Consider the following 20,057-nt stretch of genomic DNA (forward strand, 5'->3'; position numbering starts at 1 on the left):
TCCGCCCCTACCCGTCCCGTTCCTGGGGGCTGCCGCCCCCAGACCCCCGCTTGTCGGCCTGGACGGCCTCGTCCTCAAACGCCGGACGGGCTAGGGGTAGCCCCTCCGGCGTTTGAGGAGCGGGGTCTGGGGCGGAGCCCCAGGAACAAGGGTCGGGTAGGGGCGGAGGGGGCGAAAAACGCCTTGCCCCAGCCCCCACCCCACCCCACCCCCGGGAATAACCGGGGACACCCTCCTGTTACCCCGCGGACAGCGCGACGCACGAAAACAGGAGGCACCCCGGTGAACGAGACGGACGAGATCCGCGGCAAGGCAGAGGGCACCGCCCCGGTGCCTCTCTCCGTACTGGACCTGGTCACAGTCGGCGCAGGCCGCACAGCGACCGAAGCCCTCCGCACCAGCGTCCAGATCTCCCGCCTCGCGGAATCCCGCGGCTTCCACCGCTACTGGGTGGCCGAACACCACTCCATGCCGGGCGTGGCGTCATCGTCCCCAGCGGTGATCCTCGCCCACCTGGCAGCCCACACGACCCGCATCCGCCTCGGCTCGGGCGGCGTCATGCTCCCCAACCACGCCCCGCTGGTCATCGCGGAGCAGTTCGGCACCCTGGAGGCGATGGCCCCGGGCCGAGTTGACCTGGGCCTGGGCAGGGCCCCCGGCACGGACGGAGCCACAGCCGCGGCCCTCCGCCGCACGGACCGCCTGAACGAAGGCGCCGACGACTTCCCCGAACAGCTCGCGGAGCTGACCCGCTTCCTGGACGACGACTTCCCGCCCGGCCACCGATACGCCCGTATCCACGCCGTCCCGGGCCCGATCCAGTCGACCTCCCCCGGCGGAGTCCAGTCCCCGCACCGCCCCCCGATCTGGCTCCTCGGCTCCTCCGGCTTCAGCGCCCGCCTCGCCGGATCCCTCGGCCTCCCCTTCGCCTTCGCCCACCACTTCTCGGCCCAGAACACGATCCCGGCCCTGGACCTCTACCGGGAGTCCTTCCGCCCGAGCGCAGTCCTGGACGCCCCGTACGCCCTCATCGGCGTCTCCGCCCTCGCCACGGACGACGAGAAGGAGGCCCGCCGCCAGGTCCTGGCCGCCGCCCTGAACATGGTCCGCCTGCGCACCGGCCGACCGGGCCTGGTCCCGACCCCGGAGGAGGCCGAGGCGTACGAATTCAGCGCGATGGAGCGTGAGTTCATCGACACCTGGAACTCCAACGTCATCCACGGCACCTCGGACGAGGTCCGCGCGGGCCTCGACGACCTCCAGAAGCGCACGGGCGCCGACGAGTTGATGCTCACCTCGCACGCCCACAGCGGCGACCTACGGCTGCGCTCGTACGAACTGATCGCGGACGCGTACGGGTTGCCGCAGGCGTCCTGAACCCGCCGCTCGGACCGAACCCGCTGCTCAGACCTGCCCGCAGGTGGCCGCCGCCTCCAGCAGTGCGGAGATACGATCCGCCGCCACCGGCCGCGAGTACAGCCACCCCTGCCCGGTGTCGCAGCCGATGCCGCGCAGGCGGGAGGCCTGGGAGGCGGTTTCCACGCACTCGGCGGTGACCGTCAGGCCAAGCCGGTGGGCGAGTTGGATGAGGGCCTCGACGATGACCTCGTCGGCGGGGTTGGGGTGGGTGTCGGTGCCGTCGCGGTTCTCGTACTGGAAGCCCCGTACGAAGGCGCCGTCCAGCTTGAGCACCGACACCGGCAGCCGGCTGAGGTACGCCAGGTTCGAGTACCCGGTGCCGAAGTCGTCGATGGCGATGCGCACGCCCATGTCGCTGAGGGCCTGCAGAGCCTGGAGGGGGCGGCCCGCCGAGCCCATCACGGCGGACTCCGTGAGCTCCAACTGGAGGAGATGGGGCGGGAGTCCGGTCTCCTTCAGGATCTCCGCCACGTCCGCTACCAGGTCGGAGTCCCAGACCTGACGCACCGCCACATTCACGCTGACGAAGATCGGTACGGCGTCGGGGTGGTCCAGCTGCCAGCGGCGGGCCTGGTGACAGGCGGTGGCAAGGACCCAGCGGCCGAGCTGCACGATCGAGCCGTCCTCCTCGGCCAGTCCGATGAACCGATTCGGCGTGAGCATTCCGAACTGGGGGTGGTTCCAGCGGACGAGCGCCTCGACCCCGCGTACGCCGCCGTCCTCCATGCCCACCAACGGCTGGTATTCCAGGGTGAATTCACCGCGCTCGACGGCCGCGCGGAGGGTGGAGGAGAGGGCCTGGCGGGTCATCCGGTGGGCGTTGCGCTCCGGGTCGAAGAGGGTCCAGCGGCCCTTGCCGTCCGCCTTCGCCCAGTACAGCGTCGTGTCCGCGGCCTGCATCAGCCCGGTCGCGGAGGTCCCGGCGGCCCGGCGCTCGACGACGCCGATGGACGCGGAGACGGAGAGCCGCTGACCGGAGAGGTCGAAGGGCGCCTGCAGTGATCTGAGGACGGACTCGGCGAGGTCGGCCAACTGCTCGGTTCCCGTGGAGTCCTCGACGAGCAGCGCGAACTCGTCGCCGCCCAGTCTCGCCACCAGGGGAGTGGCCGCCCGCGCGTAACCGGCCTCGTCGGCGCAGCGCGTCAGACGCTCGGCGACGGCCGCGAGCAGCCGGTCGCCGATCCGGTGGCCGAGGGTGTCGTTGACCGCCTTGAACCCGTCCAGGTCGAGATAGCAGAGCCCGATCCGGCCGGTGCCGCCCTCCTCGTACGCCTCCGCCTCCAGGGCGGCCGTCAGCCGCTCGAAGAACAGGGTGCGGTTGGGCAGCCGGGTCACCGCGTCGTGCATCTGCAAGTGCCGCAGCCGCGCCTGGAGTTCACGCCGGGCGCTGATGTCGGCGACCGAGATCAGCACCGCCCGCTCCTGGGCGGGCAGCGGCGCGACCGTCACCTGGACCCAGAGCGAGTGCCCGTCGGGGTGCTTGAGCCGGCGTGTGCAGCGCAGCCGGGCCTGCCGGCCGCGCAGCACCTCGCGGTACGCGTGCCAGGTGCGGGTGTCGGACGCCAGGTCCACCAGGTCGGAGGCGATCCGCCCGGTGAGCGCGTCGGCGTCGCTGCCGAGCAGTTCGCCCAGCGACTCGTTGGCGGTGACGACCAGCCCTTCGCGGTCGACGACGGCCATCGCGAGGGGCGCGGTGGCGAACGCGGCCTGGAAGGTGCGGGGTGACGTCGCGTCGGAAAACGCGTGGGCCGAGACCGTGGTGTCGGAAGGCGCCCGGGTCGATACGGCTGTGCCGGGGGCCGGTTCGGAAGGGACCGGTGTGCCGGGAGGTGGCCCGGGGGATACGGATGTGCCGGGATGCAACCCGGCGGACGTACGAGGAGATGTCTCGATGTGACGCTCTGTGACGGCCGGCCGGACGAGGTCTGCCGCGGGCGCCGGCCCTTCGGACGTTCCGCTCACCGCTCGCTCCCGCAGTGCACTCGTTCTTCGTATGGGTCTCTCGGGGTGGTCGGCCGGTGCTGGACGGCCGCACAAGCCGTGTCCGTGCAGGAAAGTGTGCCGATCATAGAGGCTGGCCCCGGGGAGTTGCAGCCACTGTCCAGTGTCCCGGAACAACCACCCCTTCTGACAGATCGTTTCTGCCTGCATCTGGACGGGTTCCTTCCCCCTCCGATCGCCTGTGACGTTCCGTGAGTGTTCGGGGTGTCGCCCTCCCGCGGCCTCTCACCCTTCTGGTGTAGACAAACAGGGCGAAATATGACAAACCATCACAGGCTGGGTGCGGTGTCCTGAAATCCGCATCCGGAGGTCGATGTGCCGCGTCCGCTCCCCCTGAAGGAGCTCACCCGTGAGGCCCTGCGAGCCTTCACCCGTGACGGGTCGCCCCGTTGGCGCAGCACCGCGGCGGTCTTCACCTCGATGTCGGCGCTGGCCGCGACCTCGCTGCTGCCCGGCCCCGCGCTCGCCGAACCCCGCTCGGAGCTGTGCGCCCTGAAGCGGACCGCGGCGCACCACTCGGAGGGCGTCGACACCTGGAACGCCGCCTATACGCGCCCCACCCGCGCCCTCGACGCCGTGATGGTCTTCCTGTCCTTCCCCGACTCGGAGCCGCAGACCACGCCCGCCGAACTGACCGCCGACTACTTCCCGGCCACCAGCGACTTCTTCGAGCGAGCCTCGTACGGCAGGTTCGCGTTGCGCCCGCACCCACAGCGTGACTGGATCCGGATGCCGCACCCCTCCACGTCGTACGCCATACAGCGCGACTGGAGCTCCGCGCACCGCGCCGCCTATCTGCGCGACGCGCTCGCCGTGGCCGACGCGCGGGTCGACTTCTCGCGCTACGACATCGTCTACTTCGTCGCCGACCCGGACGCGCCGGGCGTCGACTCGGACGCGACGAAGGTCGTCAACCTCGACACCCCCATGCGGGCCGACGGCAAGGACATCCGCCGTGTCGTCACCGTGTTCGAGAAGCACCCGCCGGACCGCCTCGTCCTCGCCCATGAGACGGGCCACGTCTTCGACCTCCCCGACCTCTACCACCGCCCCGTCGACGGCAAGGGCGACTGGGACACCTACGTCGGCGACTGGGACCTCATGGGCAGCCAGTTCGGCCTCGCCCCCGACCTGTTCGGCTGGCACAAGTGGAAACTGGGCTGGCTGGATCCGCGCCAGGTCGAGTGTGTGCGGGGCCGGGGGAGTACGCGGCTGACGCTGGAGCCGTTGAGTGCCGGGCCGGCGACGGTCGGGGAGGCGGGGGCGCCCGCGTCCGTGCTCCGGGCAGGGGCAGGGGCGGGGGGCTTCAGTGGCTCGGGCGGCTCCGGCAGCTCCAGCGCTTCCGGCGCGCGGACCTTCGGGTCTGGTCGGGGCACCAAGCTGGCGGTGGCCCGTACGGGTCCCGACACCGTGCTGGCCTTCGAGGCGCGCGGCTCCGCGGGCAACGACGGTTCGACGTGCACGCAGGGCGTCCTCGTCTACCGCGTCCGCAGCGAGGCCGAGTCCGGCCGTGGCCCGATCGAGGTCCTCGACGCGCACCCCCACTCCGAGTCCTGCTGGGAGGACTCGGTCTACCCGCCGCTCGCGGACGCGCCGGTGGCACTCGGGGAGAGCTTCACCGTGCCCGGCGAGAACGTGCGGATCGAGGTGGAGGACCGGACGGCCACGGGGGCGTGGACGGTGAAGATCACGACGGGGTGAGTACGCGGGGTAGAGACTTTCCACGGATACGCAAGAAGCCCCTCGCTCTCGCGAGGGGCTTCTCACCGTCTGTGCGCCGCCAGGGACTCGAACCCCGGACCCGCTGATTAAGAGTCAGCTGCTCTAACCAACTGAGCTAGCGGCGCCTGCTGACGTCGTAGACCTTAGCATCCTGATCGCGGGGAGGAAAAATCGATATCCGCACCGCCGCGGAGGCCGCCGCGCGGGCCGCCCGGACCGCCGCCCAGAGCAGGATCTCGGGTCCGGGGAGCCAGGGCTGCCGGGTGTCGGGAGCGACGAGCCAGCGGGATTCCAGCCGGTTCGCGGGGCTCGGCCCCCTGCTGTCGTCGGCGCCCGGCGCGGGGACGGTGACCGCGTCGCCGGTGCCGTGGCAGAGCAGCGGCGGAATCCCGCCGCTCCGGCCGGAGCCCTCGATCCTCGAACGGGAACCCCATTCCTCCCAGTCGAGCAGCGAGGGCAGCCGCTGCGCGGTACCGGGCGCGGCGAACAGCAGCATCCGCCCCCGGTAGGTGGCCACCGGGCCCGAGCCGGGCCCCTCGTCCCACAGGAGGTCGAGCATCCGCCGCCCGAAGATCACCGGAGTGTTCACGATGTCGAAGGTGCTCCCGCAGGGCAGCACGACCGGGGCGCCCGGCCGTTCCTCCCAGAGCGCGAGAGTACTGCGCGGGTATGTTCCTGCCGAGGCGAGCCAGGCGACCCCCGCGGGCGTGACACCCGAGACGTCGAACTGGTCGGGCGACGGTCCGGCGGGGGGGGGGGGAGACGCTCATGGCAACTACATCTACCGGCGGTGAGTGCGCGATCTCAGAGGGTTGCAGGAAACCGGGACAGGAGGGGGCGGGGAGGAGTATCTTGCCGCCCTGGCATATGCCAGGGGATGGGATTTCAGCCCGTCCGGCGTTTGAGGACGAGGCCGTTCAGGCCGATACGGGGGTCTGGGGGCGAAGCCCCCAGGAACAAGGGACGGGCAGGGGCGGAGGGGGCGAAAAAACCCGAAGCTCACCCCACGCACCCCCGGACTCCCGAACCTCACGCATGGTCCCCAACCCCATGCCCCAGCCCATGCGCCCGCCCGCTCGCCCCTTCCACTCCCCGAAGCAGATCACGGCCGAACTCGATCATCTTCTTCGCATAGTCCTCGGTCCACTCGGCCCGCTCCGCCACCGCAGCCGCGGTGAGCCGATCGAATCGCCGAGGATCGGCAAGCTGCGCCGCAGCCATCGCCTGGAACTCGACGGCCCGGTCGGCCGCGGCCCGAAACGCCTGCGTCAGCTCCGTCGCGCGCGCCAGCAGCGCCCGCGGATCGTCGATCGACTCCAGGTCGAAGAAGTGCTCCGGATCGCTCGCGGCTTCCGCGGGCTCGAAGAGCAGGGGCGCGGGGCGTAGCCGCGGTTCGTTCCGACGCGGCGTGGGCTCCGCCATGTCTTCTCCTCCTCGTACGGTTCAGGGTCCGCCTTGTGAGCGGGCCACCGTCTATTGTCCCCCGACGGCGCAAGAGGGCCCGAGGCCAGGCGGGAACCGAGCCGGCGCCGACCGAGTGACAGCTCGGGAGCCGATCTCGGGAGCCGGATCCCCGGGGGGCTAAGGCCGCCAAGCCACCCGATGCTCCCCCAGATGCGACAACACCGAATGGTTCGCCTCCCAACCATCGGGAAACTTGACCGTGACCCCCAGCTGAACCGGCTCGGTGGACGGATGATCGTCCAGCAGGTCCGTCACCCCCGCCCGGCACACCACGATGCACGCGTGCCGATGCCGCGACGCGAGCACGCACAACCGCCCCGTCTCCAGGTGGAACGCCGTCGCGTCGGGCCGCCCCGAGAGCGGATGCAGCACCACCGTCACATCGAACTCCCGCCCCTGAAGCCGGTTCGCCGTGTCGACGGTGACGTCCGAGACGCCGAGCTCGGTCAGCGCGGCCCGTACGGCGGCGGCCTGGTCCCGGTGCGCCGTCCCGACGGCGATCCGGTCGGCGGTCAGCGGCACCGGTTCGGCGGCCCGCTCCGACGTGGCCGCGCCACCCCGGTCCAGCAGACGGCGTACGACCTGGGCCACGGCCCGAACCGCCTCCGGATCCGTACGAGGCGTGTGCCGGGCCGGCAGCTCCAGCAGCCCCCAACCCGCCTCAGCGGCCTCGTCGATGACCCGGTCGGGGCCCGAACCGTCCGACGGCACACCGAAGTCGAGCCGCCGGTCCCCGTGGCCCGTACCGCTGCGGAACGGGGTGTACGGGTAGAACGCGTCCGAGACCAGCGGCGCCGCGGACGCGGGCAGCCGCCACGACACCGGCAGGCGGTGCTGCGGAAGCTCGGGGTTGTGGGCGAGCAGCGTCGTCACGGCGGACGCCGACGGGTCGTACGACAGGCCCGCCCACTGCTCGGATCCGACGATCGCGAACGGGTCCAACTGCCCCGGGTCGCCCACGAACAGCGCCCGCTCGAAGAGCCCCGCGACGGCCAGCAGTGCGTCCGAGCGCATCTGGTACGCCTCGTCGACGATCGCGTGCCGCCACGGCTCGACGCCCTTGACGTGGGCCCACTTGGCGGCGGTCGAGATGACTACGTCGAGGCCCGCCAGGTCGGCCGCCTTGGTGGACTTGCGTACGTGTCCCAGGCCGTCGAGCGCCTTGTCGTACGGGTCGGGGTCGCTGCTGTGCAGCCTTCCGACGGGCAGCTCGGGGTTCTTCTCGGCGAGCCGCAGCACGAGGTCGTCGACCTGGGCGTTGGTCTGCGCGATGACCATCAACGGGCGTCCCGCGGCGGCCAGTTCGAGCGCGGCCCTAACGACGAGGGTGGACTTTCCGGCGCCGGGCGGGGAGTCGACCACGACTCCGCGGTGCGTGCCGTGCAGTGTGTCGCGGAGGATCGCGTCGGTGGCGCTGGTCGCCGCGGCGCCCGGATCGAAGACGGGGGTCGTCAGGGGCGGGGTCACAGGACGTCCTCCTCCGTCACCGGGTCCGGACGGGGCACGTCGGCCTCACCGGGCGGCCCGCCGTGTGTCCACGGTGTCTCCTCCGGGTCGGGCAGTTTCGCCCCGCCGCGCTGCTCGTGCTCGAAGAGCGTGAAGCAGACGAGGTCGCCCTTCTCCGGCACGGACCCCGCCTCGGGTTCCTTGCCGCGCCCCATCTTGTCGACCACCCGCAGGACGAGCAGGGCGCCGTCCTCCTCGGCGGCGACGAACTCGGCCGCTTGCGGTTTCCCGCCCAACGACCGGTACACCTTCGCCCGTTCCCCCAGATGCGGCCGGTCGTCCGTGCGCACGGTCACCAGCGGGCGCGGGCTCGGCCGCTTGCCCTCGCTGTACGCCATCACGACATCCATGACCTCGCCCGCGAAGGCCTCGCCGCCGAGCCGCCGTCCGGCCATGACGAGCGGGTCGTCGAGGGCCTCCTGGGCTTCCAGGCGGGCCTGTTCGCGCTCGCGGGTGGCGAGCTTGTTCGCCGCGGTGACCGCGTCGTCGCGGCGCGGCTGCGGGGGTTCGCCCGCGGTGATCCGGTCCCGGTGGCCGGTGAATGACCAGCGGTCACGGGTCCAGCGGTCGGCCGCGCGGGCGCCCTCGGGCAGCTCCCGCAGCAGGTCGAGGCCGCGCCACACCGCGTCCCAGGTGGGCAGCATGACACCGCCGACGAGGGCGCGGATCTCCCGCTCGGCGGCGGTGAGGTCACCGAGCCGGTCGTCCGCCTCGACGCCGTCCTCGGCGGCGGCGAGCGCGGTGCGCGCACGGTCGTAGCGATCGATGGCGGGGGCCAGCAGCTTGTTGTCGAAGGCCGGGTCGGTCGCCGGCCCTGCGGGCGGGCAGACGAGCTGTCCCCGGGAGTCCCGCAGCAACTCGGCCCGCAGCGCCGCCTCGGCGCCCGACGCACCGTCCGCCGGGTCGATCCAGGCGAGCAGCGCCCCCAGGTGCTGGTCCTCCAGACTGCTCTGCCCGGTGGCCCAGTGCCGCGACAGCACGTCGGTGAGGGCGAGCAGCAGCGAGGAGCCGGGCACCCGGGCCCGCTCCCCGAAGTGCGTCATCCACCGCCCGAGCAACGGCACTCGGGGCGGCGCCGGATGGGGCGCCTCCGGCTCCTGCTCGGCGGTGCGACGAAACCGCATGGAGCGCCCGAGCAGCCGTACGAACTCGACTCCCGACCGGCTCGGCACGATCAACTGCGGGGCGTCCGCGCACAGTTCGACCTCGACCTTGACGCGCTTCCCGGTCCCCGGATCGGTCTCGCTGCGCTCGGCCGCCTCGACCACGTCCGCGTACGAGTCGATGTACGGCAGGACGACGTCCGCGAGCTCGGCCAGGAACGCGAACCGCAGGTCGCGGTCGCGTGGCTGCGGTACGACGAGTAGCCGCGGCGCGTCCCGCTCGGTTCCGACGAGCGCTCCGAGCGGGGCCCCGGCCTCACCGGCGGTGATCAGCGGCACGAACACGAGGGGCCGCTCGGTGAGATGCCGGTGCCGCACGGTGGCGGTGGGCTGGGCCCGGCCGCTGTCGACGGCCTCGAGGCGGGCGAGGGTGGCGATCAGCGACATACGGCCCCCTCCGTGACTGCCGACGACTGGACTGCCGAGAGCTGGGCTCCCAACGACTGGAGTCCCGACGGCTGGACTGCTGAGGGCCGGGCTCCCAGCGCCTCGGCTCGCAGCTCCGCCGCCCTGCGCAGCGCGGCGACCGCCGGATCGGCCGGGTCCCCGGCCTCTCCGCGGGCGGCGGCCAGCACGTCCCCCACCGTCGTCAGCCCGCCCAGCTCGGCGCGCAGTGAGCGCCCCAAGGACGTCACCGCGCCCGCCGCGCGGGAGTGGTCGCGGCAGTGGAAGGCGAGCTCGCAGGCGGCGAGGCATTCCGGGGCGTACGTCGCCGGGACGGACTCGACGGCGGCCGTCAGGGAGTCGGCCGGGAGGTCGGGGGCGAAACAGGTGCCTTCGGGGAGGGCGTCGGCGATGTCCTCGACCCGGGTGAGGCGGGCGAGCTGGCGGCGGGTGACCGCGCGCTGCTTGCGGACGTCGACGGCGGACGCGGTCGGGAGGTTGGAGAAGTCCTTCGGGCAGACCAGGAGGACGCGGTGGCGGACCTCGCCCGGCTGGTCCAGGCGGGCGGCGATCTCCTCCAGCGCCAGTACGTAGACGGCGGACTGGCGCGCGGCCGCGCCCACCTTCGCCGGGTCGGCCGAACCGTCCAGCATGGGGAAGGACTTGATCTCGACGACGGTCCAGCCGCCGTCGGGGTGCACGACCACCGCGTCGGGCTCCAGGAACGCGGGGGAGCCGGCGACGTCGAGCGCGACCATGGGGTGGTCGAGCAGGGTCCAGACCCCGGCTTCGGTGGCCTCGCGCAACGCGAGCGCCGTACGGGCCGCGCGCCCCTCGGGGCCGACCGCAGACAGGTCGGGTACGCGCCCGGAGCCGGGCGGTTCGGCACCCGGGTCCAGCTTCTCGTGCACGAGCCGCAGCAACTCCGCGCCCCCGTCGGCCTTCACCCGCGCCTCGAAGGCGTTGCCCCGCATGAAGGCGAACTGCGACTGCCCGAAGGCGGACGGCGAGCCCAGCCCCTCCGCCAGCTTCGCCTTGTCGACCCCCGCGCCGTCCAGGAGGGCGCGCCGCTCGCACCCCGGGTTCGCGGCGAGCGCCGCGAGGGCGCGCGCGTCGAGAGCCTTGGGGGGTACGGACGGGCCGCGCAGGTCAGCGAGCCGCTGCCGCAGCGCCGTCCCCCGCGTCCGTGGGGGCGGCACCCGGCTCGGCTCTCGGCCCGGTTCGGGACTCGCGCTGTCGGGGAAATCGTTCACCCGTGGAAGTCTGGCACCCCGCACTGACAATTGAGGAACCTGCGCCGTGCGAGGCGCCCGGGGCCCGTGCGGAACGGGCGCCGAGCACCGCATTGAACCGCGCGCTCAGCGCGGTCCTCGCACGGTCCGCGACCCGCATCACGAACGGGGTCAGCAGCAGCCCGGCCCCCATCACCGCCGCGCCCGCGACCGCGTCGAGGAAGTAGTGGTTGGCGGTGCCCATCACGACGATCGTGGTGATCAGCGGATACGCGATGCCCGCGGCCTTGGCGAGGGGTGTGCGGCCGTACCGCCACAGAATCACTCCGCACCACAGCGCCCAGCCCACGTGCAGGCTCGGCATCGCCGCGTACTGGTTCGTCATGCCGCCGAGGCCGCGCGGCGCGCTCGCGTCGCCCGCCCACCAGCCGTAGTCGCTGTACTGGGCCATCGTGTCGGTGAAGCCGTGGCCCGCCGCGAGCAGCCGCGGGGGGCAGGTGGGCAGCAGCGTGAAGCCGATCAGGCCTATGAACGTGGAGGTCATCAGCCAGGTGCGGGCCGCGCGATAGCGCACCGCGCGGGACCGGAAGAGCCAGATCAGGATCGCGGGCGTGACCAGGTAGTGCAGGGACGCGTACCAGAAGTCGGCGGGCACGCCGAGCCAGGCCTCGCGGGTGAAAAGACGGTTCAGCGGGTGCTCGGCGTTCAGGCGCAGGGCCTTCTCGATGCGCAGGATCTCCAGGCCGTGGTCGACGGCACCGGACTCGTCGCCCCGGGCGAGCAGCCGGCCCGCCGAGTACGACGCGTACACCAGCAGGATCAGTGGGAGCTCTGTCCACCAGCGGAGCCGGGCCCGCGATGCCCGGGAGGTACGCGGCTCGGTCCACCGGCGGAGCCGGGCGCGTGGTGCCGCCTCGGTACGCGGTGCATCGGCCTGCGGCATCCGAATCGCCCTCCCCCATCTGTGCGGTGACCCGCCGGTCTGCTCAGTCTGCCGACGGCCAAGTCTGCACAGTCTGCTCACGACGATCCGTGGCCACATTCGATTTTACGGTGTATGTGAACTCCCCGAAGGGGCGCCCCTCGGTCGTCAAAGACGCAGAGATCGCCCCCCGGGTTGCCCACCGCGCGGGTGCGCGATGATGGAATGACCCACCTCGCACACCTCAATGACCCGTTCCGTCATCTGAACGACCCTCTCCCTGTACCTATCGGAAAGGCATCCCTCCATGGCACCGCGCATCCTGCTGGCCCGGCACGGACAGACCGAATGGTCGCTGTCCGGCAAGCACACCGGCAGGACCGACGTCCCGCTCCTGGAGGAGGGAAAGCGTGGCGCCAAGCTCCTCGGCGAGCGGTTGCACCGGACGCCGTTCGACGGTCTTGACGGGGTGGAGGTGCGCACCAGTCCGCTGGCACGCGCGCGTGAGACGTGCGAACTCGCCGGGTTCGGGGACCGTGCGACCACCTGGGACACGCTCATGGAGTGGGACTACGGCGCGTACGAGGGCATGACCCCGGCCGAGATCCAGGCGGTCCGGCCGGGCTGGTTCATCTGGCGCGACGGCGTTCCCGAGGGCGAGACCCTGGAACAGGTCTCCGCGCGCGCGGACGAGGTCGTCGCGTGGGCCCGCTCCGCCGACCGTGACGTGCTGGTCTTCGCCCACGGCCACATCCTGCGCTCCATAGGCGCCCGCTGGCTGGGCCTCCCCCTGGACTTCGCGGCCCGCATCCGCCTCAACCCGACCTCGCTGTCGGTACTCGGGTGGGCCTACGGGGAGCCCGCGATCGAGTCGTGGAACGACTGCGGACACCTGACCCCGTAGTAGGCGCTCTCGGTTGCCCCCTCACGCAGTACGCGGCAGTGACGCGTGCCGGTCCAGGAACGCCGAGACTCCCGACGCCCTGCGGTGCGGCAGCAGTACCCGCGCCGTTCCCGCCAGCATGGTCTGGATACGGGAGGACTGGACCTCGCTCAGCAGGTCGAGGACCCGCAGGCCCGCGAGGGCGGCCTCGTCGGGGCGGCCGCCGCGGGCGAGGTCGTCGGCGAGTTCGGCGGTGTAGAGGGCCAGGTTGCGGGTGAAGTGCGGGTCCTGGAGGGCCGCGGCGCGGCGTGCGTGGCGGGCCGCGCGGGGCCAGTCGCCCAGCGTCGACCAGCACTGCGCCTCCAGACCCTCCAGTTCGGCCTCTCCGTAGAAGGTCATCCACTCGGGGTCCGTCTCCGAAGGGCCCCGCTCGTAGAGGGCCTGCGCGCGTGCCAGCGCCTGCTCGCAGCCCGCGCGGTCGGCGAGCCCCGCCCAGCCGCCCGCCTCGCGCAGCGCGAGCAGCGAGAGCAGCCGCGGGGAGCCCAGCGGGCGCGCGGCGCGCTGCGCGGCCTGCGCCGCGCGCACCGCTTCACGTGGGCGCCCCGCGTCGCGCGCGAGGAACGCGGTGTTGCAGAAGGCGTGCGCCTCCAGGCCCGGGTCGCCGGACATCCGCGAGGTCGCCAGCGCCTCCGCGTAGTGCGAGCGCGCGTCGTCGAAGCGCCCGGAGTCGTGCGCCAGCCACCCCACAGAGATGGCCAGTTCACCTGCCCCCGCGTACAGCCGGTCGGCGGTCGCCTGCCGGGTGGTGCCCGCGTCGAGCAGCGCGTACGCCGTCCGCAGCGGCGCCGCGGCCCGCCGGTAGAGGCCGTCGGCCCCGTGCCGGTCGTCGAGCAGCCGGATCTTGCGTACGGCCTCTTCGAGGGCGCCGGCCTCGGACGTTCCCGCCCGGTGGACACGCCGGTCTACGGCCGCGGCGGGGGAGCCGAACGCGACCCCGAAGGGCACCATCGAGGCGGCCGCCACAGTGGCGGTGCCTCCGGTCATGAATGCGCGACGCTGCACGTCGCTCTCCTCGTCGTTCTGTTCGTGGTTCTCGTACGGATCGTGCGGGTCGTACGAGTGGCACGGATCGTGCGGGTCATGCGGGTGGTACGGGTTTTCCTGCGCTTCATACGTCTCGTACGCCCCCTCCGTCTCATGCGAGGCGTGCGAAGGGCTCGCGGTGTGCGGAGGGGGCGCTTCGTCCGTGTCGCGCGCCCCGCGCCCGCGTACCGATGAGCGGGGTGCGAAGCCCAGGTCGGTGAGCGTGCGGCCGGGGAACATGTGCAGGAACACCCGCTCGTACGCGTAGTTGGGACAGCGGATCTCGCCCGCCTCCACGCGCCCGATGTAGCGCGCGTCGCAGCTGACCCGCTCGCCGATCTCACGGGCGGCCCGCCGCACCGCCGCGGCGAACTCGCCCGGCGAACGCTGTGCGCGCAGCCGCCGGAAGGCGAGGTTCGGCCGCGATGGCCTGGGGGGCTGGGACGAGGTCACCGTTGACGACGCCATGGTGGGGCCCTCTCTTGCGAACCGTCGAACCGTGCCGGAATCAAGGCGAGTTACCCGGGTTGTGCCCTATGGGTGCCATGCGTCCGGCGGGGCAAGAACGTACCTGCTGTGACGGACCCCGCACGCTGGGTTTGGCTACAAACCGGATATCTCATCCACGATCTGCCATGAACTGCCATCCTTTGCGGCGGTGTTATGCCGTAGCCGTTGACGCGATGGTGCGTTGAACCCTGTGGACCGGGAGCCGCCCGAACTCCCGACCCACTCGTCAGGAGGAGGGGTTCCGTGTTGGAGGCCGGGATGGAGACCACGCAGAGCGCCGAGTTCCGTACGTCGCTGTCGACCGCGCAGCACCGGCCGTCGCCGGAGTGCAGTGCCCCACCTGAGCCGGTCGCCGACTGCGACCTGGTGACGGTGCCGACGCGGCAGGGCCTGGAGGCGGTCGACATCCTGCGCCGCGGCTCCGGCGACGCCGTCGGACCCGTGCTTCACGACGACGGCTGCGACACCCTCGGCTTCCTGGTGCCGCCAGGCACCGCGGACGCGTGGGACGTGCCGGGCAGTACCTGTACACACACCAACGGCGCGGGCCTCAGGCTGGCCCCCGAGCCCCCGGTCGAGGGCTCGGACTGGCTGCTTCCGCCCGGCGAGGCCGACCTCGCGACCGACCCGGCGGTGCTGCGGGCGGCCCTCGGCGAGGCGGCGCGGCTCATCGAGGCCGCGGACAACTGCCGCTGAGCCGTCCGAAGAACCGCCGGTGAATCCGCTGCTGAGCCGACCCGCTCGTACGCCCCGATAATGGCGGGATGGCAAGGGCGAGGAACAAGCGGTCCGACGACGGGCGCGACGCGGGACGTGACGGCGGGCGTGGTGCACGGCGCGGGCAGGCGGCCGCCGCCGAGGCCGTCGTCGAGGCGGTCGACGGCGGGCTCGCCGAGCTGATGCCCGACCGGGACCGGGCGCGCGCCTGGACCCTGCTGATCGACGGCGCCCCGCAGTCGCACGTCGACCTGGATGATCCCGCGTATCTGAACTTCGAGTACCAGCGCCGCCTGGGCCATGTCATCGACCTCGTCGCCCCGCCGGGCAAACCCGTGCACGCCGTACACCTCGGCGGCGGCGCCCTCACCCTCGCCCGCTACACCGCCGCGACCCGCCCCCGCTCCACTCAGCAGGTCGTCGAACGCGACGCGACCCTCGTCCAACTGGTCCGCCGCGAACTGCCGTTGGACCCCGGTGCCCGTATCCGGGTGCGTTCCATGGACGCCCGCGAAGGGCTCACGAAGGTGCCGGACGGCTGGGCGGACCTGGTGATCGCGGATGTGTTCAGCGGGGCACGCACGCCGGCCCACCTCACCTCGGTCGAGTTCCTCACCGATGTCCGCAGGGCCGTCAAACCGGACGGCCTGTACGCCGCCAACCTCGCCGACGGGCCGCCGCTCGCGCATCTGCGCGGCCAGATCGCCACCGCCGCGGCCGTCTTCCCCGAACTGGCGCTGATCGCCGACCCGACGGTACTGCGCGGCAAACGCTTCGGGAACGCCGTCCTCGTGGGCTCCGCAAGGCCCCTCCCGCTGGCCGAACTGACCCGTCGAGCGGCCTCCGACCCGCACCCCGGACGCGTCGAACACGGCAGGGAACTCGCCGACTTCACCGGGGGAGCGGCACCGGTCACGGACGCGGCGGCGGTGGCGTCGCCCGCACCGCCACCCTCGGTGTTCCGCTGAGCCGGGGCCCCGAACCAGCGCTCAGTACGTCCCGATCTGCACCCGCGGCGCGCTGTCGTGCCACGTGCAGAACACCGACACCCGGTCCGCGCCCGAGGCGTACTCCACCCGGATCCAGGTCTCCGTCTTCCACACCTGCATCGACCAGCCCGAGGCCGGGGTCGCCGAGACGAGCGTCGCGTACGTCTTGTCGAGGGCGAAGACCGCCCGCCCGCCTTCGGTGTCGTAGCTCTTGACCTGGCCGGACGAGGCGCCGGACGAACTCGGAGAGGGACTGGCACCGGGAGTCTTGGAGGGCGTCGAGCTCGGCTCGGGGCTCTCCGGCGCCTTGCTCGACGGGCTCTTCGACGGCTTGGCCCGCTCCGTCGAGGAGGCGAGCGGCTTCGACTCCTGCGTCGTGGCGTCGCCCGCCGTGATGGGCAGGGCGCGCGGCGGGTCGTAGGCCGTCCCCGCCATCACCGTGTGGACACCCCACCACGACAGCGTGACCGCCGCGCCCGTGGCGAGCGACCAAGCCAGTACGTGTACGAGTCCTCTGCGCATCGCGGCCATACTGCCTCACGACCGCCCCACGCGTCCCACGGGTGTCTCAGGCTTTGCGCACAGCCGGGTTGTTCGGCCGGGTTGCTCAGTCGGTTGTCCACAACCACCTCGTACGCACTCGTACCGAGTTATCCACAGGCACCGGAGCGGCTCGCCCGGATGGCGTACGGTCCTGCCCATGGCAAGTGTGCTCGTGGTCGAGGACGACCAGTTCGTGCGCTCAGCCCTCATCCGGCATCTGACCGATGCCGCGCACACCGTGCGCAGCGTCGGCACCGCCCTTGAGGCGCTGCGCGAGGTCGCCCATTTCTCCTTCGACGTCGTGATCCTCGACCTCGGTCTGCCCGATCTGGACGGGGCCGAGGCGCTGAAGATGCTGCGCGGAATCACCGACGTCCCGGTGATCATCGCCACCGCACGCGACGACGAGGCCGAGATCGTCCGCCTGTTGAACGACGGCGCGGACGACTATCTGACCAAGCCGTTCTCGGTCGAGCACCTGTCGGCGCGGATGGCGGCCGTCCTGCGCCGCGCCCGGGTGCCCGCGGGGGACGCGCCTCCGTCGACGGTCATCAGGGTCGGCGGGCTCGCCATCGACCCGCTGCGCCGGCAGGCCGAACTGGACGGCGTACGGCTGGATCTCACCCGGCGTGAGTTCGACCTGCTCGCCTTCCTGGCCGGGCGGCCCGGTGTCGTCGTGGCACGCAAGGAACTGCTCGCCGAGGTGTGGCAGCAGTCGTACGGGGACGATCAGACCATTGACGTCCATCTGTCCTGGCTGCGGCGGAAGTTGGGTGAGACGGCGGCGCGGCCGCGTTATCTGCACACCCTGCGGGGTGTCGGTGTGAAGCTGGAGCCGCCGAGGGCGGAGCCGCCGCTATGAGGTGGGCACGGGGCGAGGGGTGGGCGCCATGAGGTGGGCGCTGGTCAAGGTGTGTGTGGCGGTGACCACGATGGTCGTGGTGGCCTTCGCGGTGCCGCTCGGGCTTGTCATCAAGGAGATGGCCAGAGACCGGGCGTTCTCGAACGCCGAGCGGGAGGCCGCGGCGATCGCGCCCGCGCTCTCCATCACCACCGACCGGGACCAGTTGGAGCGGGTCGTCGCGTCCGCGGGTTCGGACGAGGGCATGGCCGTGCACATACCGGCCGCCGACGGCGCGGCCGCGGTCGAGATCGGCAAGGAGCGCGCCGCCGACGAGGACATCGCCACGACCCGGAAGCTGGGCCGCGCCTCCACCACGGAGGTCCCCGGCGGCTCCACCCTGCTCCAGCCCGTCGCGCTGAGCTCCGGCGAGATCGCGGTCGTCGAGGTGTACGTCCCCGAGTCCGAGGTCAGCAACGGCATCGGCACGGCCTGGGCGGTGCTCGCCGCGGTCGGCGTCGCGCTCATCATCGGCTCCGTCGCGGTGGCCGACCGGCTGGGCGTACGGATGGTGCAGCCCGCGCAGCGACTGGTCGAGGGCGCGCACGAGTTGGGGGAGGGCAAGCTGGGGGCCCGGGTGCCCGAGGAGGGGCCGACCGAGCTGCGCCTCGCGGCGGTCGCGTTCAACTCGATGGCGGATCAGGTCGTACAACTGCTTGCGAACGAGCGGGAGTTGGCGGCCGATCTCTCCCATCGCCTGCGCACACCGCTGACCGTGCTGCGGCTCAACACGGCCTCGCTCGGCGACGGACCGGCCGCCGAGCAGACCCGGGCGGCCGTCGCGCAGTTGGAGCGTGAGGTCGACACCATCATCCGGACGGCCCGCGAGGCGAAGCCGCAGACGGCGGCGATAGCCGCCGTCGCCGGGTGCGACGCGTCCGAGGTCGTGCGCGAGCGGATGGACTTCTGGTCGGCGCTCGCGGAGGACGAGGGGCGCAAGGTGCGGGTTGCGGGTGTGGACCGGCCGGTACGAATACCGGTCGCGCGCGCCGACCTGGTGGCTTCCCTGGACGCGCTGCTCGGCAATGTCTTCCGGCACACCCCGGAGGGCACCGCCTTCGCGGTCGACGTGCACAACGGCGAGGACGCGGTGATCGTGCTGGTGTCGGACGCGGGTCCCGGGATCGTGGACCCGGAGGCGGCGATGGCGCGGGGCCGCGGGTCCGGGAGCGACGGCTCGACGGGGCTCGGCCTGGACATCGTGCGACGGCTCGCGGAGTCGACGGGCGGGGATGTGCGGATCGGATCGTCGGTGCTCGGGGGGACGGAGGTGCGGATCTGGATCCAGCTGGACGGGCGGGCGCCCGTTCGGCGGGGGCACCGGGGGTCCGTACGGCGGCGTCGGCGCGGTGTGGGTGTGGGCTGACGCCCGTCCCTCCCGGCCGACCGGGCGGGTCAGTCCGCCTGGGGCTGTGCCTGGTCCTCTGCTCGAGCCTCTGTCCCGTCCTCCGCATGGGCTTCCGCCTGGTCCTGGAATCCGGCGAACATGTCGAGCAGACCCTGAGGGGCGTCGTCGCGGAAGCAGACGATGAGACTCTCGGCGGACTCTGCCGCGGCGGACTCGCTGCGCGGGAACATCACCTGCTCGTAGGCGGCGAGCGCGGCCTCCGTGTTGCCGGGGTGTGCCGCGAGGGCGGTGCCCAGTTCGGCTCCGTCGAGCATGGCGAGGTTGGCGCCCTCGCCGGCGAACGGTGACATCAGGTGGGCGGCGTCGCCGAGCAGGGTGACGCCGGGGACGCGGTCCCAGCGGTGGCCGACGGGCAGGGTGTGGATCCGGCGGGGGACCAGTGGGCCGTCGGCGTCGGCGATCAGCGCGCGCAGGCTCCTGTCCCAGTCGGGGAAGTGATCGAGGACGGCCGCCTTGGCCAGGGCGGTGTCGGTGAAGTCGATACCGTCGAGCCACTCCTCGGGGACCTTGAGCGCGGTGTAGACGTGCAGGCTGCCGTCGGTCTCGCGGTGGGCGAGGAAACCCTTGTCCGCGCCGAGGGCCATGAGCATGCCGCCGCCGACGACGGCGGCGCTGCCGGGGTGGCGGGTGTCGGCGTCGGGCAGGTCCGCCTCGACGAAGGACAGGCCGGAGTAGGCGGGAGTGGCGGCGGAGACCAGCGGTCGGATCCGGGACCAGGCTCCGTCGGCGCCGATCAGCAGGTCGGTCGTGAGGACGGAGCCGTCGGCGAGGGTGACCTCGTGGCGGCCGTCGCCGAGCGGGCGTGCGCCGGTGATCTTCGTGCCCCAGCGGACGGTGCCCTCGGGCAGCGAGCCGAGCAGCAGGTCGCGCAGTTGGCCGCGCTCGACCTCGGGACGGCCGCCGTCGCCGTCGTCGTCCTGCTTCATACGGACGACGGCGTGCTTGTCGAGGATGCGGGTGGCCTCGCCGCCGGGGTGGATGAGGGTGCGGAACTCCTCGTAGAGGCCGGCGGCGCGCAGGGCCGCCTGCCCGGACTCCTCGTGGATGTCGAGCATGCCGCCCTGGGCGCGGGCTGCCGGGGAGGCGTCGAGGTCGTAGACGGCGGCTTCGATGCCGTTGACGTGCAGGACTCGGGCGAGGGTGAGGCCGCCGAGCCCGGCGCCGATGACGGTTACGGGGTGGTGAGTGGGCGTGGTGGTGGTCATGGTCG

Annotated in this window: 16 protein-coding genes, 1 tRNA gene and 1 pseudogene; 7 read left to right on the top strand and 11 right to left on the bottom strand. The window is 72.4% G+C overall.

Annotated features, from left to right (window positions below; genetic code table 11):
• Positions 1-282: 282 nt before the first annotated feature.
• Positions 283-1,377, top strand: a complete 1,095-nt coding sequence (locus OG246_RS14920) for an LLM class flavin-dependent oxidoreductase (protein WP_266461398.1) — start codon at positions 283-285, stop codon at positions 1,375-1,377.
• A 27-nt stretch (positions 1,378-1,404) separates the two neighbouring features.
• Here OG246_RS14920 and OG246_RS14925 read toward each other — a convergent pair whose 3' ends face one another.
• Entirely contained in the window at positions 1,405-3,381 is a 1,977-nt protein-coding gene (locus tag OG246_RS14925; protein WP_266461400.1) for a bifunctional diguanylate cyclase/phosphodiesterase, read from the bottom strand.
• A gap of 354 nt (positions 3,382-3,735) precedes the next feature.
• Here OG246_RS14925 and OG246_RS14930 point away from each other — a divergent pair, with 354 nt between their 5' ends.
• The gene (locus tag OG246_RS14930; protein ID WP_266461403.1) at positions 3,736-5,121 is read left to right on the top strand and encodes a M6 family metalloprotease domain-containing protein; all 1,386 of its coding nucleotides are present in this window, start codon (positions 3,736-3,738) and stop codon (positions 5,119-5,121) included.
• Positions 5,122-5,193: 72 nt separating this feature from the next.
• On the opposite strand, the gene OG246_RS14935 is transcribed toward OG246_RS14930, so the two are convergent.
• The 7 genes and pseudogenes from OG246_RS14935 to OG246_RS14965 all read right to left on the bottom strand — a co-directional run bounded on the left by OG246_RS14935 (position 5,194) and on the right by OG246_RS14965 (position 11,834).
• A tRNA-Lys gene (locus tag OG246_RS14935) sits at positions 5,194-5,267 on the bottom strand.
• A pseudogene (locus OG246_RS14940) lies at positions 5,258-5,866 on the bottom strand (bifunctional DNA primase/polymerase); the annotation flags it as partial. The pseudogene OG246_RS14940 and the gene OG246_RS14935, both read right to left, overlap by 10 nt.
• Before the next feature lie 305 nt (positions 5,867-6,171).
• Entirely contained in the window at positions 6,172-6,564 is a 393-nt protein-coding gene (locus OG246_RS14945) for a hypothetical protein (protein WP_266461406.1), read from the bottom strand.
• Positions 6,565-6,723: 159 nt separating this feature from the next.
• The gene (locus OG246_RS14950; protein ID WP_266461407.1) at positions 6,724-8,073 is read right to left on the bottom strand and encodes an AAA domain-containing protein; all 1,350 of its coding nucleotides are present in this window, start codon (positions 8,071-8,073) and stop codon (positions 6,724-6,726) included.
• A complete protein-coding gene (locus OG246_RS14955) occupies positions 8,070-9,662 on the bottom strand; it encodes a hypothetical protein (RefSeq protein WP_266461410.1) in 1,593 nt (530 codons plus the stop codon). Before OG246_RS14955 ends, OG246_RS14950 begins: the two co-directional genes overlap by 4 nt.
• The gene (locus OG246_RS14960; RefSeq protein WP_266464212.1) at positions 9,653-10,858 is read right to left on the bottom strand and encodes a hypothetical protein; all 1,206 of its coding nucleotides are present in this window, start codon (positions 10,856-10,858) and stop codon (positions 9,653-9,655) included. Before OG246_RS14960 ends, OG246_RS14955 begins: the two co-directional genes overlap by 10 nt.
• On the bottom strand, positions 10,809-11,834 hold the full coding sequence (locus OG246_RS14965; protein WP_266461413.1) for a phosphatase PAP2 family protein: 1,026 nt from the start codon (positions 11,832-11,834) through the stop codon (positions 10,809-10,811). Before OG246_RS14965 ends, OG246_RS14960 begins: the two co-directional genes overlap by 50 nt.
• Before the next feature lie 286 nt (positions 11,835-12,120).
• On the opposite strand from OG246_RS14965, the gene OG246_RS14970 reads away from it, so the two are divergent.
• On the top strand, positions 12,121-12,717 hold the full coding sequence (locus OG246_RS14970; protein WP_266461415.1) for a histidine phosphatase family protein: 597 nt from the start codon (positions 12,121-12,123) through the stop codon (positions 12,715-12,717).
• Positions 12,718-12,738: 21 nt separating this feature from the next.
• On the opposite strand, the gene OG246_RS14975 is transcribed toward OG246_RS14970, so the two are convergent.
• Positions 12,739-14,247 carry a hypothetical protein gene (locus OG246_RS14975; RefSeq protein WP_266461417.1) on the bottom strand — a complete coding sequence of 503 codons (1,509 nt, stop codon included), beginning with the start codon at positions 14,245-14,247 and terminating at the stop codon, positions 12,739-12,741.
• 300 nt (positions 14,248-14,547) lie between these two features.
• On the opposite strand from OG246_RS14975, the gene OG246_RS14980 reads away from it, so the two are divergent.
• Both OG246_RS14980 and OG246_RS14985 read left to right on the top strand, forming a co-directional pair.
• Positions 14,548-14,985 carry a hypothetical protein gene (locus OG246_RS14980; RefSeq protein WP_266461420.1) on the top strand — a complete coding sequence of 146 codons (438 nt, stop codon included), beginning with the start codon at positions 14,548-14,550 and terminating at the stop codon, positions 14,983-14,985.
• A 68-nt stretch (positions 14,986-15,053) separates the two neighbouring features.
• A complete protein-coding gene (locus OG246_RS14985; protein WP_266461423.1) occupies positions 15,054-15,974 on the top strand; it encodes a spermidine synthase in 921 nt (306 codons plus the stop codon).
• 21 nt (positions 15,975-15,995) lie between these two features.
• Here the strand turns inward: OG246_RS14985 and OG246_RS14990 are convergent, their stop codons facing one another.
• Positions 15,996-16,517: a hypothetical protein gene (locus tag OG246_RS14990; protein ID WP_266461425.1), complete on the bottom strand. Its 522-nt coding sequence runs from the start codon at positions 16,515-16,517 to the stop codon at positions 15,996-15,998.
• A gap of 178 nt (positions 16,518-16,695) precedes the next feature.
• Between OG246_RS14990 and OG246_RS14995 the strand changes: the two genes are divergently transcribed.
• The gene (locus OG246_RS14995; protein WP_266461427.1) at positions 16,696-17,400 is read left to right on the top strand and encodes a response regulator transcription factor; all 705 of its coding nucleotides are present in this window, start codon (positions 16,696-16,698) and stop codon (positions 17,398-17,400) included.
• 28 nt (positions 17,401-17,428) lie between these two features.
• Complete coding sequence (locus OG246_RS15000; protein ID WP_266461430.1) at positions 17,429-18,805, top strand: HAMP domain-containing sensor histidine kinase; 1,377 nt, start codon at positions 17,429-17,431, stop codon at positions 18,803-18,805.
• A 29-nt stretch (positions 18,806-18,834) separates the two neighbouring features.
• On the opposite strand, the gene OG246_RS15005 is transcribed toward OG246_RS15000, so the two are convergent.
• On the bottom strand, positions 18,835-20,052 hold the full coding sequence (locus OG246_RS15005) for an NAD(P)/FAD-dependent oxidoreductase (protein ID WP_266461432.1): 1,218 nt from the start codon (positions 20,050-20,052) through the stop codon (positions 18,835-18,837).
• Between the last annotated feature and the right edge of the window lie 5 nt (positions 20,053-20,057).

Origin of the sequence: Streptomyces sp. NBC_00620, from assembly GCF_026341825.1 — a bacterium.
Lineage (GTDB): Bacteria > Actinomycetota > Actinomycetes > Streptomycetales > Streptomycetaceae > Streptomyces.

Excerpts from the sequence above, each read along its gene's own strand:
- OG246_RS15000 (WP_266461430.1), top strand. The coding sequence starts at position 17,429 with ATGAGGTGGGCGCTGGTCAAGGTGTGTGTGGCGGTGACCACGATGGTC.
- OG246_RS14985 (WP_266461423.1), top strand. The coding sequence starts at position 15,054 with ATGGCAAGGGCGAGGAACAAGCGGTCCGACGACGGGCGCGACGCGGGA.
- OG246_RS14970 (WP_266461415.1), top strand. The coding sequence starts at position 12,121 with ATGGCACCGCGCATCCTGCTGGCCCGGCACGGACAGACCGAATGGTCG.
- OG246_RS14945 (WP_266461406.1), bottom strand. The coding sequence starts at position 6,564 with ATGGCGGAGCCCACGCCGCGTCGGAACGAACCGCGGCTACGCCCCGCG.
- OG246_RS14990 (WP_266461425.1), bottom strand. The coding sequence starts at position 16,517 with ATGCGCAGAGGACTCGTACACGTACTGGCTTGGTCGCTCGCCACGGGC.
- OG246_RS14975 (WP_266461417.1), bottom strand. The coding sequence starts at position 14,247 with ATGGCGTCGTCAACGGTGACCTCGTCCCAGCCCCCCAGGCCATCGCGG.
- OG246_RS15005 (WP_266461432.1), bottom strand. The coding sequence starts at position 20,052 with ATGACCACCACCACGCCCACTCACCACCCCGTAACCGTCATCGGCGCC.
- OG246_RS14955 (WP_266461410.1), bottom strand. The coding sequence starts at position 9,662 with ATGTCGCTGATCGCCACCCTCGCCCGCCTCGAGGCCGTCGACAGCGGC.
- OG246_RS14965 (WP_266461413.1), bottom strand. The coding sequence starts at position 11,834 with ATGCCGCAGGCCGATGCACCGCGTACCGAGGCGGCACCACGCGCCCGG.
- OG246_RS14995 (WP_266461427.1), top strand. The coding sequence starts at position 16,696 with ATGGCAAGTGTGCTCGTGGTCGAGGACGACCAGTTCGTGCGCTCAGCC.
- OG246_RS14980 (WP_266461420.1), top strand. The coding sequence starts at position 14,548 with ATGGAGACCACGCAGAGCGCCGAGTTCCGTACGTCGCTGTCGACCGCG.